Genomic DNA, 17,702 nt, shown 5'->3' with positions numbered 1-17,702 from the left:
ACTGGAGTAAAAAGGTTTTTGGCGCTTCATTTTAATTGAATTATTTAATAGTTTTTAACATTTCATAATGCTTTTTATCCCATGCTATTGGGGTTTTCATATCTTTAAACCATTTCGCAAATTCAGCTTTAAAAGTGCTTACAATTTTCGGGTGATTGGCTATTAAATCTTTTGATTCTGTGGGATCAGCATCAAGATCGTATAACATTGGCGCTCCCTCTCCCATCATTTGAACCAATTTCCATTTCCCACTTCTTACCGCCCAAGAAGGTGGTGCATTGTCTTTTTTATACGGAAAATCACTTTTAGGTCTTGCATCTCCTCCAGGAACATGAGAGCCTGCCCAAAATAAATAAGGATGCACAACTTTTGTCTCTTTTTGATTAAAGATAGACAACAAATTTACTCCATCTAATTCGTCTTTTTTAGAAGCTTTAATTCCTGCCGCAGCCAAACTTGTTGGCAAAATATCTAACGAAGAAATCATTTCGTTACGAACTTGTCCTGCTTTAATCTTTTTTGGCCAACGCATTAAATACTGAACGTGGTAACCACCTTCCCATTGTTCACGTTTAAATCCATTCCAAGGCGCATTATTTCCTTTATACCAATAAGACAAACCACCGTTATCACTTAAAAAGTAAACTAACGTATTCTCTTCTAAGTTCTTTTCTTTTAAATAATCTAATAATTTACCAATACTGTCATCCAGTGCTGCCAACATTCCCAGCATATTATTATCCCCTTTTTTACCGGTATCAAACTTATCACTATATTCTTTTGGAACTTGATTAGGCCCATGAACAGCATTGTATGCCAAGTACATAAAGAAAGGATTCTCCTTTGTATCTTCTATAAAATTGATGGCTTCATTGGTAAATTGAAACGTTAAATAGTCGTGTTTTTTAACTTTTTTCTTCCCGTCAAATAAAATTGGAGAATTAAAATAATCCGTTTGAGCACTATTAAAACCATAGTATTTATCAAATCCGCGATCTATTGGGTGCTGCCCTGGCAACTTCACACCAATATGCCATTTTCCAATGGCCGCCGTAGTATATCCTGCTTTTTTAAAATAAGTTCCCATTACCTTTTCCGAAGCTGGCACTCCAGGTCCTCTTTGGCTATCAAAATTCGCATAAGAACCAAAACGTTGCTGGTAACGCCCGGTAAGCAATCCTGAGCGCGAAGGTCCACAGACCGATGCAGTAACGTAAGCATTGGTAAACTGCGCACCTTCTTTAGCTATTCTATCAATATTTGGTGTTTTTATGCGATCTGGATCTTGTCCGTAAGTTCCCGTGGTAGCATAGCCCAAATCATCAGCTACAATTACTATAATATTAGGTTTTTTATTTTGTGCTAAAGCAGAATGCCCAATTAGTATAAGGCAACCCGCAATTAAATTGAAAATTATTTTTGATTTCTTCATTATCTGTTTTTATTTAAAAATCACTAAAATTTAAAAAAATTCTCCTCAACTATTTAATCGTTTTTAACTCCTCATAATACTTATTATCCCAAGCAATTGGTGGAGTCATATCTTTAAACCAAACATTAAACTCTTTCGTTAATTTACGAACTAAATTTTCGTTTTTATCAGCAAGATCTTTCGACTCCGTTGGATCATTTTTCAAATTAAATAATAAAGGTTTCCCTTTTTTCTCCATCATTTGAACCAATTTCCAATCTCCACTTCTAACTGCCCAAGCAGGCGGGGAATTATCTGGTTTATACGGTAATTTTAACTTTTTCCCTTTATTTCCTTGAATTACATCTAAATGAGAACCTGCCCAAAAAAGAGTTGAATTCACTTCATTCTTTGTATCACTCTTAAAAATAGGTAAAATATTTACGCCGTCTAAATTAGCGTTTTTTGGTTCTTTAATTCCAGCCGCAGCCAAACTTGTAGTTAACACATCTAAAGATGAAACCAATTCTTCTCTAGTTTGTCCTGCTTTAATTTTTGCAGGCCAACGTATCATAAATTGTACGTGAGTTCCTCCTTCCCATTGTTCTCGTTTAAATCCTCTCCAAGGATCATTACTTCCTTTCCACCAAGATGGTAAACCGCCATTATCACTTAAAAAATAAACCAATGTATTTTCTTCTAAATCTTGTGATTTTAAATAATTTAAGACACGGCCAACACTATCATCTAAAGCACTTACCATTGCTGCTTGTTTACTCATACCATTAGGATATTTGCTAAACTTTTTAATATAATCTTCTGGCGCTTGGTTTGGACCGTGAACGGCATTATATGCCAAATACATAAAGAATGGTTTTTCTTTATCCTTCTTCTTAGCATTGTCTATAAAATCGATTGCTTCGTCTGTAAATTGAAACGTTAAATATTTATGTTTTTTAACTTTTGTTTTTCCATCGAACAAAATTGGCGAATTAAAATAATCTGTCTGAGCACTGTTAAACCCGTAATATTTGTCGAAACCTCTATCTAAAGGATGCTGTCCTGGTAATTTAACACCAATATGCCATTTACCAATTGCAGCCGTCGTATAACCTGCGTCTTTAAAATAACGTCCCATGGTTACTTCACTTGCCGGAACTCCAGGTCCGCGTTGGGTATCAAAATTGGCATAAATCCCAAAACGTTGTTGGTAACGCCCTGTTAACAAGGCAGAACGCGATGGTCCACAAACATTTGCCGTTACATAAGCATCTGTAAATTTGGCTCCTTCCTTTGCTATTCTATCGATGTTAGGCGTTTTAACTTGATTAATTTTCCCGTACACATTGGTAGTTGAATAACCAAGATCATCGGCAACGATAACAAGAATATTTGGTCTTTTATCTTGTGAAAAACCAATATTAATAAATCCTAAAACAGCAATAAAAACAACTTGTAACTTCTTAAACTTCATCATTATTTTATTTCTTATTAACAATAACTGTAATGTTTTACTTCAGTTTAATTAATGCTCTATTCACCTTTATATTTCTAGTGGTAACATTTTTAACGTTATCCAAAATAACGGGAGCTCTCATATCCTTTTTATTTGTTCTTATAGAAATATTCTCAAGATTCAAACCATTCATATGACGCGCATAAATTCCGAAAACAGGCAAGGATCCAACGGTAAAGAATTCTGGCCATCTCTTCATGTTTTCCAACGTATATTCTTTTACTTTTTCCTGTTTTGCATCCTCCTTAGAGACTCCACCCGAAACAATAAAATCTACATTGGTAATGGAGATATCTTCTATTTCATGCCCAGGAATTCCTGTTAAGAAAAATGCGGAATGTCTATCTCCTTTTGAATTATCTACAATAATATTATCAAATTTCATATTGTGCATTCTTTTTAGCGGCTCGTATGTACCTATTGGTGTATCTACACTAGCCGTTTGTTGGCAAAAAGTCATAAAAATTGGTCTAGGCACATTTTCCATCACTAAATTAGAAAAGGTCATATTACTCATTTCGCCACCTTCCATTTGTTGAATTTTTAAACCCGAATCTTGAATATCTTTAAAAGTACAATTAGACACGGTTACATATTCTATATTTCCTCTAGACAAAAGTCCAATTCGCATTCCTCCCCATTTGGTTGTAAAATTACAATTGGTTACCGTAATATTTCTACATGGTTTATTAGGAAGTGATGCTTGTAAACAAATACTATCGTCACTATTATCAAAACTGGAATTACTTACACGTACATCTTGACAACCATCAAAATCTAATCCGTCTCCATTAAAATTTGCTCTACTGATTATCGTTATGCCATCAATAGTAATGTTATTGCAATACAACCAAACAGAAGTCCACGAAGCTGGGTTTATCAAATGAATATCTCGCATAGAAATATCAGAACAATCTTTAAAACGAAGTAACATTGGACGTTGATACAATTTTCCTTTTACTTTTTTCTTCGGAAAATATTCTAAATGCCCATTTCCATCTATTGTTCCATGCCCTTCAATCGCAAAAGAAGTAGCATTTTCAGCATATATTAAACAAAGATCTTTAGTTGTTTCTCTTGCGTACATAACTTTATGCACGCCTTCTTTGGCATAATCTTCCTGATACTTACTTCCCTGTAAAACAGTACCATTATCAATATGTAAAGTCACGTTGCTTTTCATAAATATAGTTCCGATGACATAGATTCCTCCACCATCTACCATTACGGTTCCTCCACCATTTTTTGTACAGTCATCAATGGCTTTTTGCACCGCTACTGTATTTATGGTTTTTCCGTCATTAACAGCACCATATTTAGAGATATTAAATTCTCTTGCTTGCAATATGATTGTAAAAAAAAGACAAACTATAATTCCTAAATTTCTTTTCAATTTTTGCATCCTTTCTATTTCTTTTTTGCTATTATTCTGTCCACTTTTGTTCCTAAAGGGACTTTCGTAACTCCTAATATCTTTCTAGCATTCAAAATTTCATCACCTGTTTTCTTTTGCCACTCAGAAAGAATATTTTTAGAGTTTTCAACTATCTTTTGATAATTCGTATCCTCTGCTAAGTTTTTTATTTGATCAACATCTCTTTCTAAATCATACAATTCAATAGCTGTTCTTTTTTCTGAAGCATAATAGATCTCTTGTAAAGAAGATAATTTATTTTCCTTTTGAAGTTGAACCATACTTTTAAAAGAAAGTGTTCTTTTCGCATACCCATTTCCATTGAATGGTATTTCTGGAAAATAATGATAAATAAACTGATATTCCTTTGAAATCACTGAACGAGAAGCATCAAAAGTTCCGTCCATACCATCTTTGGTAGCAAACAAATAGTTTCGTTTTTGTAAATCGCTTCCTAATAAATTTAAACCTTCCATCGTTTTTGGAACGTTTGTTTTTGCCGCTGTTAAACACGTTGGAGCAATATCTATAATACTAGCCAATTCAGAATTTAATGTTTTAGATTTTATTTTTCCAGGCCAACGAATAATCATAGGAATCTTAATTCCTGTAGTCCACAATTGTTGTTTGTGTCTAGACAACGTTGCACCATGATCGGAAGCCAAAATAACCAACGTATTTTTATCTAAACCTTCGTTTTTTAAAGCTTTTAAAAATTTACCAACTTCAAAATCTACATGAGAAACTGCATCCATGCTAGCTGTTAAAACGGATCGCACTTCTTTGGTATCTGCGTAATGCGGCGGAATTTTAACTTGGGTAGAATCGATTGAAACTCCGTTTTCCTTTGCCCATTTTCTACCAGGAATAAATCCATGTTTTTTGCCGGTTTCTATATTAGCATAGGCGAAAAAAGGTTGGTTTTTACTTTTTTTATCCCAAACACCTCCTTTAAAATAAGTTGCTATGTTTTTGGGGTTGATGATCTTTAAATGTTCAAAAACTTCTTTCCCACTTTCTTGATTATTTTCAGGTTTCCCTCTATCAAAATTTAAATCCGTTTTTGCTGTAGCACCATAAATCTTATTATACATTAGATCTCCATCACTTTTAAAATTTACCGTAAAATAACCAGCATCTTTCATCAATTCAGTCAAAATATAATAGTCTTTTGGTAATTTATCAATATAGGAGCTTCTATGATGTGGTGCTCCAATAGTAGAAGCATAACACCCTGTAAATAACGTTGTATGACTAGGGCTACAGACTGTTGCTGCGGCATAAGAACGCGTAAACAACATCCCTTCCGAGGCCAATTTATCAATGTTTGGTGTTCTAACTAAATCATTTCCATAACAGCCAAAATTTGGATCTAAATCATCTAGAAAAAGAATTAAAATATTAGGAGGCTGAACTTTCTTTTTGTTTTCTTTTTTCTTTAGATGGATTGTTTCGTTAATAGATTCGGATACTTCGATATTGTATTCTTTTGCACTCATGCTAAGAGTACAAAAGAAAAAACTCAACACCATTATTTTAAATTTTAACATTTTATTTTAAACTATTTTGTTTTTGGAAACACCGTCATTCTTAAATAAGTAGTACCTAAAGGAACGAGAGTTATTACCTTTTCTTGTTTGTCTAAAGTCAATTCTTTAGGAAAACTCGGTGCGTGATGCGTTCCTTCAATGCTCCAATTCATTACTTTTTTGGCAGGTATTTCTATTTTTACCGGGGTATTTTCAAGATCCCAAGGATACTTAGTTTCATCTGCATTTATTTGTATGAATTTAGCATCACTAATATCTTTTACGTTTAAGGCATAGTTCCAATCTGATGTTGGATACATTAATTTATTAGGGAAATTAATCAGTTTTGGATTTCCAATAAAAGGAAATTTTATGCTTTTATTTTCTACATTCAATGAATACACTAAAGGACCTCTTTCAACTGCTACGCCTTCGTTTTCTGTACCCCAAGTTGTTAATTTCATTTCCATAGGAAGATGTAATTCAATTTGGTCGCCATTTGAAAAATTACGTTGTATTTTTGCCATGCCTTGTTCTATAACAAATTTTTTCAATGTTTTTCCATTCACTTTAATTTCAGGTTTTGTACACCAAGCAGGAATACGCATACCGAAAGAAAAATTGGTTTTTTGATTCATATTAAACGTAAAGCGGATGTTTTCATCAAATGGGTAGTTGGTTTTTTGTTGAATTTTAATTTCTTCGTGATTCTTTTTGAAAGTGAAATCTGAAGCTCCATATAGTGCCGCAGTTACACCAGAATTATCCGCATTTTCTAACCACATTCTACCAACATAAACAGGCATCAATCGATGGATGTTTCCTGTACAACATTCAGTATCATGACCTGTACGGTAACACATACGACCTAAGGCCATGCCTCCCCAATCTTTATCCATATTAAACTGGCTGGTTTCTTCGGCAGCAACGGGTTGGTTTGGGGCTGAATAATATTGATGTGCTTTAAAATTTTTGTCTAAAGCTCCTAATCCTGCATTAAAAATAGCGCGTTCAATAAGATCTCCCCAATGCCCATCATTGGTTGCCATGAGTAAATAACCAAGACTCCAAGAAAGGTCTATGATATCGCAGGTTTCATGAGCCATATTTATTGATTTCCCCGACAAATGTTCAACAGAGCTTTGTACTCCATCCACTAAAAAATGATGCTTTTCTAATTTGTTAATAGCATTGATAGTTGCATCGAGGTATTTTTGTTCTCCAGTATATAGGTATAAAATAGCGGGAAGTTTTGCTTGTTCAACAAATCCAACACCATGACCTTCAGGTTTTTTGTTAGAAAGCATTCTGTCTAACATTTTTGATGAGAGTTCGTTATCAATTTCATTTATTTTGTATTCACCTCCCAAGCTCGTGTTTTTAATATTATGTATACTATTTTTTGCTAATTCAAGTAATTTTTCATTACCTGTTTTATTATACAACCATAAAATTGGCTCTATGCTCATTAATCCACGACCTTCATTAAATAAACGAGGGCTATCAAGAAAATGTTTTGACATTTTAGAAATTATATCTTTGTTGTGAGTGACATCATAATCAGCCATCATTCCTCGGAAATACACTACTCTTGCCCAATCATCTGCTTTAGGCTGCCCTAAAATTCCTGTTTCATCAACGTTATTAAGCGTATAGCTAATGTTTTTTTGAGCGTAATCAATTAATTTTTTATCACCAATTAAATACCCACAACGTAATGAGCCATCTAAATAATAAGCCGTTTGTTCGTATGGCCAAAGGTCTTTTCCAACATGTCCAACAGGAATGTGAATGTCTTCCATCCACATATTTGTATTATAAGGATATCCAGAAACAGAGGGGCTTCCAGACAATCCATCAGCTTGTCTTTGCAAGAACTCTTTAATCCAGCCCTGTGGTTTAATAGAAGTTAGAGCGACTTCTTTAGTTTTTCCATAGTAATTTTGTGCATGTATGCTTTGAGAAATAAAACATAGCAACAATAGTTTTACTGCGTATTTTAGAATCATTTTTGTCATGTTTTAGCTTATCGTTATTTTAAATTAGGAAGATATCCTTTGTTCATCTTTGCTATTAACGGCAATAATTTTCGGATTTTGAACTGCTATATTTACGGTTTCGTTAGGATCTTTATCATGATCAAACAACATTAATTCTTGTTTCTTACCATCATTAAAAACAGCCAATCTATAACGGTCTGTTCTCATACTAATTTGATCTCTCCAATAACTAAGCACAGCCTCTCTTGTAGACTTTTTAGGGTTCTTAAGTATGCTTGCAAAACTTTTACCATCTAAGTTTTCAGGTTTTGTAATGTTTGCTAAATCACAAATTGTGGGATAAATATCAACAGAAGCAATTAAACTTTTTGTTTCCTTTCCTGCCTTTTTCATTTTAGGAGTTTTTACAATCATAGTGCTTTTCAAAGCATTTTCAAACATACTGTGCTTGCCCCAAATAGTCTGATCTCCTAGATGCCAACCATGATCTCCCCAAACAACAACAACAATGGTATTTTTATCTAATTTTAATTTCTTTAATCGATCTAAAACTTTACCAACTTGTGCATCCACATAAGAAACAGAAGCAAAGTTTCCATGAATAACCTTTCTTGCATAATCATCAGAAATACGAACTCCTGCTCCACCTTGTTCTGGCGAATAATAATTTCCAAAAAACTCACTGCTATCATGTAAAAATTCTTTAGCAACTCCTTTTGGAACTTCTGGATTTGGAGATAACGGAATGTCTTCTCTTTTATATAAATCCCAATATTTTTTTGGTGCCGAAAATGGTAAATGAGGTCTTAAAAAACCAACAGCCATAAAAAATGGTTTTTCTGAAACTGCTCTTTTTTCTAATTCTTTAATAGCTAATTGCGCTAACCTTCCATCCGGATACGCCTCATCTTCTACTTCTAACATCTCAAAAGGAGGCGTTGTTTTTTTATTTCTTTTTTGTCCGTTGGCATACATTTGATACCCATATTTATTATTTACAAAGGCGTCCCAACTATTTGGTAGTTCTAATTTATTTTTTCTTTTGCCACTGATACTGTGACTTATTTTCCCCATACCAACCGTGTAATAACCGTTTCTTTTTAAATGATGAATAAAAGTTTCTGGATATTCGTTCTCTGGTTTTCCTGCTAATATTTTCCCTAAATGATGATGATCAATTTCTGCTTTCGATTTTAAATTCTTACCAGTTAACATTACAGCTCTCGAGGGTCCACAAGTAGGAACTTGCGCAAAATGATTTGTAAACAATCGCCCTTCAGAAGCTAAAGCATCTAAATTTGGCGTAATCATATGATTTAAACCATAAGCGTTTAATTGCGGACGTAAATCATCAATCACAATAAATAAAATATTGGGTTGTTTTTGCTGAGCGCTCATTGCAGTTACACTCACTAAAAATATCGCCACTATTATTTTTATAATTTTCATATTTTATTGTTTTTAATTTACTTCCAACGAAGTTGTTCTTAACCTAATACGTTCTTGTATTTCATATAATTTTAAATAATCTGGTCCTAGTTTTTTACAATACTTTTCGATTGCTTTACTCTTTTTATCCCAAACATCATACAAGTTTTTCAATTCAGGAATTAACATTCCCTTTTCTCTACCAATGCCAACCACAGCAAAATAAGACATTGGCAATTTATCCATTCCCATAAATGTTTTTAATTTCACTTTATTAGATGCTAGTTTTTCAACAATAGATACACCTACTTGTTTTCTCTTTGACATTAGTTTTTTGTAGTCGTTATCCTTTTCTAATTTATCAATGATTACTTTTTGTTCCTTAGTATAATATTGCTGATAATATTCGTGAGATTTCAATCCAGTATAGCGATCCGTTTCATCAATCCATTTTCTATAAACAATATCCAAGGAGTCCACTAAATTTGGATACTGATTTGCTAAGTTTTCGGTTTCTGTTCCGTCTTTCTTCAAATCATATAACTCCCACGGATAATCGTATAAATGAAGAATAGCTCCATCGCCACCGTCAGAAACTATTTTCAAATCTCCTGCGATTAACATTCTACTTCCTTGAAAATAACCTTTAAAATTATCTCTTTTTACTTCTTTTCCTTCTTTAATTGCAGGAACTAAACTCCTACCCGAAAGCGGCTTAACTTTCCAAGATGTTTTTAAGTTTCCTTCTTGCGGAACAGTCCAAATATCTCCTTCAGGATATGTAGCATTAGCCAATTCTAAAAAAGTGGGCATCAAGTCTGTTATATTTCCTTTTTGATTAGATATACTTCCTTTTGCTAAATTTCCGTTTGGCCAATTCACAATAAACGGAGTTACTTGCCCTCCATTAAAAGTAGAACGTTTGTAACTTTTAAAAGGCGTATTGGAAGCATTAGCCCACTCAATACCTAATTTTGCTTGAGAATCTTTTTCTCCTGGTTTATTCTTTTGATTTTTACCATCCCACATATGTCCTTCTGCATTACCTCCATTGTCAGATAAGAAGATAACAATTGTATTCTCTTTTTTTCCAATCGCATCCAATTTATCCAATAACTTCCCAATATTTTGATCCATTCTATCTACCATAGCAGCATAGGTTGCCATGGTTAAATCTGCAATATCCTTATTTTCATATGCTTCCCAAGCAGAAACTTTTTCGTCTCGCTCAGATAGTTTCCAATGTTTAGGTATAATTCCTAATTCCCTTTGACGCTTAAATCTATCTGCTCTAATTTTGTCCCATCCTTTCAAATATTTACCACGGTATTTAGCAATATCTTCTGGCCAAGCTTGTAAAGGAAAATGTGGTGCATTGTAAGCTACATATAAAAAAAACGGATCCTTACTGTTTTTTTGCTCTTCTAAGTAATCTATCCCTCTATTGGTGAATTCATCTGTGGTATAAAAATTCTCTTTAGGAACAAACGAATCTAACCTTTTATCATCTTCCCAAAATGATCTATTCTTTTTAGGTTTGAAATAATTAAATGCTCCAGCGGTAATACCAAAATAGTTATCAAAACCTCTTTTAGCTGGATTTTCTAACCCGTGCCATTTTCCTGTCATTAATGTTTTATAACCTGCTTTTCTCAGCATTTCTGAGATGGTTACGCCATTTACCATTTGATCAGGTGGGCCAACGCAACCTGTTTCAATAGGATACAAACCTGTTAATAAAGAAGCTCTAGATGGCGCACATTTAGAACCGTTTATAAAATGCCTAAACCGTATTCCTTCATTTGCCAATTTATCTAAATTTGGTGTTTCTATTTCACCTCCATAACATCCTAAATCTGAATAACCCAAATCATCTGCAAATAGTACTACAATATTTGGTCTTGAATCTTGTGCTACTGCCTTTTGTAATTGCAATGAAAAAAGCAATCCACAGCAAATAATAATTTTTAAATTATTTTTCATCATCTTAATTAATGCTTTTTCTTCTTTTAATTACCTCTAGATTTTGGTTGCATTGGTTCCTTTCCGATACCTGGTAACTCTTCAGAATTGATACCAATTTCAATAATTTTATACTATAATTCTGCCTTCAATTTTACCATTGTTTTTTTGTACTAGGATTTCTCTGCAACATTGTGCAATTGCAATGGATCTTTCTTTCAATCAAACAATTCATCCGCATGGTCTTTTACTTTTACTTTTACGTATGTGTATCTATCGGTTCTAATCCCATAATGAAATGGAGCGGACCAATAATTATAAAACTGAGCTGTCCTCCAATCTTTAGGTGTTTTTTTACCCTCTAACATAGGAATCAGACTCTTCCTTTGTATCAATTTTCATATTTCAACTCCAACTAAACAAATAGGATATAAATGTTATGTAAATTTAGTAGAACCCTATAATTAACAGATTAACATATAGTCTTGTTTGTACGCTATATGTTCTTTATAGTAATTATAAGGCGTTAAAGGACACTCTTTCTAACAATATCCATAGAAATAGATAGAAAAGGTAAACTGTATATTTTCAGAATAAATTATTCTAATTTAAACACTGTTACGTGTTCATTCATTGCAAACACAAGCATCATCAAAGAAAAACTATATGTAGAATATCCCTTTTTCCCAACCTGCCAATTCTGAAGAAAGGTTTGTTTTAACAAATCATTACAACACAGATAAATCACTCTTTTATAAACTTACCAACCCTTACTTTCTGACTAGAAAAATCAAATATTTTATACACATATAATCCACTTGTTAATGTAGAAATATCAAACTGTCTAAGTTCTGTATCTTTACGATTGAACACACGATTTCCTCCAAATGAATAAATCTCCAAACTTATTTTTCCATCAACACCAGCTATTGTAAAAGTATCTTTAACCGGATTTGGATACACATTTATCGCTTCTGCTATATGAACTTTCTTAATACTTAAAGGTGTCTGTGTTTCATTCGGGTCAATAGCAACTGACCAACCACTACCGCGTGTTGATATATAGTATTTCCCTGGAGTGTAATTGTCAATCGCAATATCATTAACCCTATCTGACTGTCCACTTCCTTTATTAACTTTTATCCAACTTGAGCCTCCGTTTTTAGATAAGTAAATACCAGAGTTTAATGTGCTTATAGTATTGTTTGCTAAAGTAGATAGTAAAATCACATCCGGATTCCAATGCGCCGTTTCAATACGGTTGACCCAAGGAAAATCAAAAACCATTGTCCAAGTCAACATATTATCATTGCTAACCCACAAACCTCCTTCAGTTGCATTTCTATGACCAGAAGTAATATAAACTTTCCCATCGTTAGAAAAATGAATATCATTGATACCATATGTTCCGGCAATAGCTGAAGCAGAAGTAACCTCAACCCAATTTACTCCTCCATCTATAGATTTATACAACCCTCCATTTGTTTTTTGAACTGTTGCATATAAAATTTGTGTATCGTTTGGATCAAAAGCAATCATCGTGACATCTAAAGATGCTGGTAAACCGTTATTGGTTTCTGCCCAAGTCAACCCTCCATCTGTAGATTTATGAACACCAAAACCCGTAACTGTATTTCCTGTAAATTCTAAATCTTTAGTTAATCTAGGCACATTAAAATACATATTATCAGGATTCTCCTTATCTATCATTAAATTCAGTTGATGAACAGCCTGATCTCCATTACTTGCCTTTTCCCAAGGTTCAATAGCTACTGCATATGATTCCCAAGAAACTCCATTGTCTATAGATTTAAACAACTCTCCTCTTCCGTGTTGTCTAGAAAACATGGAATAATGAATATTCGTATCTGTTGGATGAATCGCATAACAACTCACAGATTGCTCCTTGCCAGGCACTACGTAAATAGGTTTTGCTGCTTGTGCTCCTTCTCGAATAGCATCTCCCCCCTCTTGAGTAATCCATAAACCATTTTCTCCTGCAGAACAAAAAACTTTATTAGGAACTCCCAAATGCTGATAAAGACCATGACCAGGTACATTACTGTTTCCAGCTCCAACAAATACACCTGTATCTGTTCCTACTTCTTGATCATCAATATCTACCCAAGTATCTCCTCCGTCATAAGACATTAAAGATATTTTAGCTAATTGTGTATGTAAAACAGAACCATCCGCATTGAATCGAACAAAATTACAACCCTTAGGATCATAAGTTGCTCGTTCTATCCAATCCGTTAAATATTGTAACGTAACATTAACACCTAATGGAGTACCTCTATTTTGCCAATATGATATGTGATCTCCTGTACTCCAATTAGAACCAATTCTAAAGGTGACATACCAAGTATTTCCTCCGTCTTTACTTCTAAATAAAGAACCTGGTTTCATGTTAATTTCCGAAGCATTAGAATATTCATTTGCTAAATAAATATTATTGACATCATTAGGATCCACTTCTATTTGATTAAATCGATTTAAGATATTTGAAGGAATAACAGGATAAGTTACATTGGCTTGCTCTTCTGTAATCCCAAAAAAGTGTGCTATATTTCTGTAATATTGTTTACTAACCTGAAAATCGCTACATAAAACATTCATGTCGACAGATAAATTTCCGTTAATATTTGTCCATGTTTCTCCATTATCGACACTTTTAAAAACACCACCAGATAAATTTTTAACAGAGTTACCATCGGCTTGCCATTCTACATTTACCAAAAGAAATAGTGTAACAGCATCGGTATCTTTATCGTGATGCATTACAAATGAACGCATCACATCATGATCTAATCCATTTGATTTTTGTACCCAAGTTTCACCGCTATCTATACTTTTGTAAAATCCATAATTAGTGCTTACATAAATAATATTAGTAGAAATAGGATCTACAATAATGGACTCAACCTCAGCATTTGCATGCAATCCGTTATTTTTTAATACCCATGTTTCTCCTTTATCTATACTTTTCCAAATTTTTGCCTGACTGTTTGCATCAATATAAGTACCGTGTGGCTCCGCCTGAGAAAAACTCAACTGACCCATATTACGCATTTGACCTGCTCCAACATACCAAATATTATCATCCTTAGGGTCTACTTTTACACAAGCCAAATAAGCTTCATCAAACACAGATTGACTTGCCAATTGCCTTTGCCAAGTTTTTCCTTTATCAAATGTTTGGAAAATTCCTTTATTGCGCTCTCCTGTGCAAAAACCATAATCTGGTGACTGATGTGAAAAATCAACCGACATTGTATCTTCTGGTCCTCTTAGTCCTGATTTATAACCTGCTTCATCTTCATTTAAAATAGTTTGGTACGTCAAGCCTTTATCTGTACTTCGATACGAGTTTCCCATATTGGGGCCAATAAATAAGGTATTCGGATCTGTAGGATGCCAATGAGCCGACTTATTATTTCCACTCATCCCCGGCCCAAATTGTTGCCAAACAATACTTTCATCTGAAGCAACATTTTTTGTTTTTAAATCTTCATAAAACCCAGAGGAATCGACTACTTTTTCTATTAAAAAATCATCAAAATAGACTTCTCCCAATCCACTAGTGGAAGGACGAATAGAAAACAAAACAAAGCCGTCTGAAGCATTTTCCTCTACAATTAATTCTATACTATGTTTTTTCCAAACAGTACTTGACAATGAAATAGTAGACTGAGACAATCGACTTCCATCATTTTTTAAAGCTTTAAAAATTACAGAGGTTATTTCTCCTGGAGTCACCGACTTATAATAAAACGAGATTTGATATTTCTCACCGTTCTCCCAATTAATCGTCTTTGTTGTATTTAAATTTCCTTTTTGAGAAAGATTATCAAAAACCATCTGAAATCCATAATCCTCATTATTCTTAGCCACAGAATTACGCTCAAAAGTCGGTAAATCGCCAGAATTTAGTGCATCCCATTCATTGGCTACTTCAACTTCAAAACCACTACTAAAAAGCACTTCATTTTGAGCATTACCCAAAAACGAAACCACACAAAGCAGTATACTATTTATAAAAAACTTAACCATTATAATTAATTTAAATATTTATATACAAATAATCACAACACTAAAAATCACTTTTAGTATATATCTTTAATTCGCTTGGACACTCCAATACATTACTCACTTTTTTCTTGTACTTCTTACGAACTCTGAAATCAATTTTTTGATTACATTTTTCAATATTCTCAGAGAAATAAGCTGTGTAAACTCCTTTGTCTGTAATCCAAGAAGATGATTTTTCATTAAAAGAGGCTAAATCCTCAGCATCAAAACTCATTGTTACTATTTCTTTTGCGCCAGGCTCTAATATCTTTGTTTTTCCAAATGCTTTCAATTCCTTATTCGGTTTTTCTATATCACCAGCTGCTGCTTTTATATAAAGTTGAACAATTTCTTTACCTGCTACTTTTCCTGTATTCGTAATTTCTATTTTGGCTTCCCAAGAATCTCCTACTTTTTTAATACTTGGATTTCCATATTCAAATGTTGTGTACGACAACCCAAAACCAAAAGGATATGACACCATTTTATTTGCAGTATTAAAATATCGATATCCTACCCAAATGTCTTCTTCATAATTTGTGTACTGATAATTTTTAATTTTCTTATTATTTCTTTCTACCTTCTTCTTTGAAGTAGTAACTGGTTCAGAAGTACCACCAGCTTCTATAATAACTGGAGCCACATAGTACTCGGGATCGATAATCGGAAAATTTTTGGATGAAAGATGATCTGAATAATCATTTGCCAAGGTCATTGGCAATTTACCCGAAGGATTAGATTTCCCAGATAAAACATCAGTAATAGCATAACCCACTTCCTGTCCCGGAGTAAAAGCCATTATTATACCATCTGCTAAATGTTTCCAATTTGCTGTTTCTACGGCTCCTGTAACATTCAATACAACAATTACTTTTTTCCCTTTTGGACGGCATACTTTTGACGTAAAACTAATCAGCCTAAGTTCTTCTTCATTTAATTTATAAAGAGCCAAACCTCTATCTGTAGCTTCTATTGACGTTCTAGATATTGTAATGACTACCGCGTCACTTTTCTTTAATTCTTTTTTTAGTTTACTATCTGAAATCTGTAATTCTCTTGGCGGCTCTATTTTTCCACTACCATTTTTTGTCGCTCCTCCACTACGCTTCGGTCTTCTTTCATTTTCTACAACAAAATGTTCTTTATATAAGTTATCTAATGTTTTATTCAAAACATAACCTTCACTTTCCAAAGCCTCATCTAACTCAACAACATGTTTTGCAAATACAAAACCAGAACCATTTCCACCTCCAACTAATTCGTAACTAGAAGCTCCTAACAATGCTATTTTATGAATCTTCTTAGAAAAAGGCAAAGCCTTATTTTCGTTTTTTAAAAGCACCATACATTCTCCCGAAATATCACGTATAAATTGAGCATGCTTTGTAATATCTAAATCCCCTGAAGATTTTATTTTTTTATATGCTGGTGTTTTCATTTTAAACTCTAACAATTTTCTAACGTTATAGTCTAAATCTTCCATAGACAACTCACCACTATTCACAACTTCAATAAGTTCAGCTCTTTGATCTTTATACCCTGGCATCAATAAATTACATCCTGCTTGCATTTGTAAAACAGTATTCCTTTTTTTAGTCCAATCGCTTACAACCAAACCTTCATAACCCCAATCTTTTCTCAACACATCAATTAACAACGCTTTACTTTCTTGAGTTAATTCGCCATTTAAAGCATTATAAGAAGCCATAACGGTCATTGGATTCGATTCGTCAATCGCAATTTTAAATCCTTTTAGATAAATTTCTCTTAGAGCTCTTTGACTCATTCTAGAGTCATTTTTTGTTCTAAAAGTCTCTTGATTATTTGCTGCAAAATGCTTGATAGAAGCTCCAATACCAACCGTTTCAATACCTCTTACTGATGCTCCTGCCAATTTTCCACTCAATAAAGGATCTTCAGAGTAGTATTCAAAATTCCTTCCACATAATGGATTTCTATGAATATTTAAACCTGGTGCCAATAATACATCACGATCATTTAAAACAAAAGCTTCTTTCCCCATAGCAGCACCAACTTGCTCTGCCAACTCTAGATTCCAAGAACATGCTATATTGGTTCCAGATGGAAACCAAGAAGTATAAAACTCTCTTACTCCCTTGCGGTTTGGCTTTGACTTTACACCTGCCGGTCCATCACAAACTTTAGTCTTAGGAATTCCAAAACGAGGAATTCCTCTATTTCCAACAACAAGATCTGCTTTTTCCTCTACAGTCATTTCTTTTATAACTTGCTCAATCGTTGTTTTCGTTAACTGAATTGATTGCGAGCTTAAAACCTGTGATACAAGCGCTAATACAATAAATATTCTAGCTATTCTCATGTAAATTATTTTTGAATTCTTGATAAAACC

At 33.5% G+C, this 17,702-nt stretch carries 10 protein-coding genes; all 10 read right to left on the bottom strand.

What is annotated here, in order from left to right; genetic code table 11:
* Positions 1 to 40: 40 nt before the first annotated feature.
* Positions 41 to 1,432, bottom strand: a complete 1,392-nt coding sequence (locus MPF19_RS03780; RefSeq protein ID WP_249986840.1) for a sulfatase family protein — start codon at positions 1,430 to 1,432, stop codon at positions 41 to 43.
* 49 nt (positions 1,433 to 1,481) lie between these two features.
* Positions 1,482 to 2,888 (bottom strand): sulfatase-like hydrolase/transferase, encoded by a 1,407-nt coding sequence (locus MPF19_RS03775; RefSeq protein ID WP_249986839.1) that lies wholly within the window; start codon positions 2,886 to 2,888, stop codon positions 1,482 to 1,484.
* Positions 2,889 to 2,922: 34 nt separating this feature from the next.
* A complete protein-coding gene (locus MPF19_RS03770) occupies positions 2,923 to 4,329 on the bottom strand; it encodes a glycoside hydrolase family 28 protein (protein ID WP_249986838.1) in 1,407 nt (468 codons plus the stop codon).
* A gap of 5 nt (positions 4,330 to 4,334) precedes the next feature.
* On the bottom strand, positions 4,335 to 5,840 hold the full coding sequence (locus MPF19_RS03765; protein WP_249986837.1) for a sulfatase family protein: 1,506 nt from the start codon (positions 5,838 to 5,840) through the stop codon (positions 4,335 to 4,337).
* Positions 5,841 to 5,902: 62 nt separating this feature from the next.
* Positions 5,903 to 7,879 (bottom strand): beta-L-arabinofuranosidase domain-containing protein, encoded by a 1,977-nt coding sequence (locus tag MPF19_RS03760; RefSeq protein ID WP_249986836.1) that lies wholly within the window; start codon positions 7,877 to 7,879, stop codon positions 5,903 to 5,905.
* Positions 7,880 to 7,912: 33 nt separating this feature from the next.
* Positions 7,913 to 9,319 carry a sulfatase gene (locus MPF19_RS03755; RefSeq protein WP_249986835.1) on the bottom strand — a complete coding sequence of 469 codons (1,407 nt, stop codon included), beginning with the start codon at positions 9,317 to 9,319 and terminating at the stop codon, positions 7,913 to 7,915.
* A 12-nt stretch (positions 9,320 to 9,331) separates the two neighbouring features.
* Positions 9,332 to 11,284, bottom strand: a complete 1,953-nt coding sequence (locus MPF19_RS03750; protein WP_249986834.1) for an arylsulfatase — start codon at positions 11,282 to 11,284, stop codon at positions 9,332 to 9,334.
* A 194-nt stretch (positions 11,285 to 11,478) separates the two neighbouring features.
* Positions 11,479 to 11,655 (bottom strand): sulfatase/phosphatase domain-containing protein, encoded by a 177-nt coding sequence (locus tag MPF19_RS03745; RefSeq protein WP_249986833.1) that lies wholly within the window; start codon positions 11,653 to 11,655, stop codon positions 11,479 to 11,481.
* A 349-nt stretch (positions 11,656 to 12,004) separates the two neighbouring features.
* A complete protein-coding gene (locus MPF19_RS03740) occupies positions 12,005 to 15,313 on the bottom strand; it encodes a T9SS type A sorting domain-containing protein (RefSeq protein WP_249986832.1) in 3,309 nt (1,102 codons plus the stop codon).
* A 40-nt stretch (positions 15,314 to 15,353) separates the two neighbouring features.
* Positions 15,354 to 17,672 carry a beta-glucosidase gene (locus MPF19_RS03735; protein ID WP_249986831.1) on the bottom strand — a complete coding sequence of 773 codons (2,319 nt, stop codon included), beginning with the start codon at positions 17,670 to 17,672 and terminating at the stop codon, positions 15,354 to 15,356.
* Positions 17,673 to 17,702 lie beyond the last annotated feature (30 nt).

The sequence above is a fragment of the Polaribacter sp. Z014 genome, from assembly GCF_023555435.1.
Classification (GTDB): domain Bacteria; phylum Bacteroidota; class Bacteroidia; order Flavobacteriales; family Flavobacteriaceae; genus Polaribacter.
This window is presented reverse-complemented; position numbering and strand designations above follow the sequence as displayed.

Excerpts from the sequence above, each read along its gene's own strand:
- MPF19_RS03780 (WP_249986840.1), bottom strand. The coding sequence starts at position 1,432 with ATGAAGAAATCAAAAATAATTTTCAATTTAATTGCGGGTTGCCTTATA.
- MPF19_RS03775 (WP_249986839.1), bottom strand. The coding sequence starts at position 2,888 with ATGATGAAGTTTAAGAAGTTACAAGTTGTTTTTATTGCTGTTTTAGGA.
- MPF19_RS03770 (WP_249986838.1), bottom strand. The coding sequence starts at position 4,329 with ATGCAAAAATTGAAAAGAAATTTAGGAATTATAGTTTGTCTTTTTTTT.
- MPF19_RS03765 (WP_249986837.1), bottom strand. The coding sequence starts at position 5,840 with ATGAGTGCAAAAGAATACAATATCGAAGTATCCGAATCTATTAACGAA.
- MPF19_RS03760 (WP_249986836.1), bottom strand. The coding sequence starts at position 7,879 with ATGATTCTAAAATACGCAGTAAAACTATTGTTGCTATGTTTTATTTCT.
- MPF19_RS03755 (WP_249986835.1), bottom strand. The coding sequence starts at position 9,319 with ATGAAAATTATAAAAATAATAGTGGCGATATTTTTAGTGAGTGTAACT.
- MPF19_RS03750 (WP_249986834.1), bottom strand. The coding sequence starts at position 11,284 with ATGATGAAAAATAATTTAAAAATTATTATTTGCTGTGGATTGCTTTTT.
- MPF19_RS03740 (WP_249986832.1), bottom strand. The coding sequence starts at position 15,313 with ATGGTTAAGTTTTTTATAAATAGTATACTGCTTTGTGTGGTTTCGTTT.
- MPF19_RS03735 (WP_249986831.1), bottom strand. The coding sequence starts at position 17,672 with ATGAGAATAGCTAGAATATTTATTGTATTAGCGCTTGTATCACAGGTT.